General features: G+C 53.2%; 1 pseudogene. It reads left to right on the top strand.

Annotated elements, in window-relative coordinates:
• Positions 1-521: pseudogene (locus AM506_RS22915) on the top strand (hypothetical protein); the annotation flags it as partial.

Below are 521 nucleotides of genomic sequence, written 5' to 3' on the forward strand. Positions count from 1 at the left end.
CGGTGCTACAATCACAGGTGGAAATATCAACGCCACTTTACTCGGCGGCACGCTGAATAATCTACTGGACGGCACCATCTCCAGTGTGCTTGGAGCCACGATCACCGCCGGTACTCTGAACTCGGTCAACGAAGTTCAGGCCGCTACCATTGTGGGTGGAACGATCAATGCCATCACGGGGACTGTCACCGTAGATATTCCTTCTGTCACGGTTACAGGAGGAACACTCAATGTAGTAGAAAGCGTCCTTGGCGCCACCATTACCGCGGGTACGCTTGACTCTGTGAACGAGGTTCAAGCTGCGACCATCGTTGGGGGAACCATTAACACCATTGAAAATGTCCTGAGCGCTACCATCACTGGCGGCAATATCAACGCTACCCTACTCGGCGGAACGCTGAATAACCTACTGGACGGCACCATCTCCAGTGTACTCGGAGCCACGATCACCGCTGGTACTCTGAACTCGGTTAATGAAGTTCAAGCCGCTACCATTGTCGGTGGAACGATCAATGCCATCA

Origin of the sequence: Rossellomorea vietnamensis, from assembly GCF_001305855.1 — a bacterium.
GTDB lineage: Bacteria > Bacillota > Bacilli > Bacillales > Bacillaceae_B > Rossellomorea > Rossellomorea vietnamensis_A.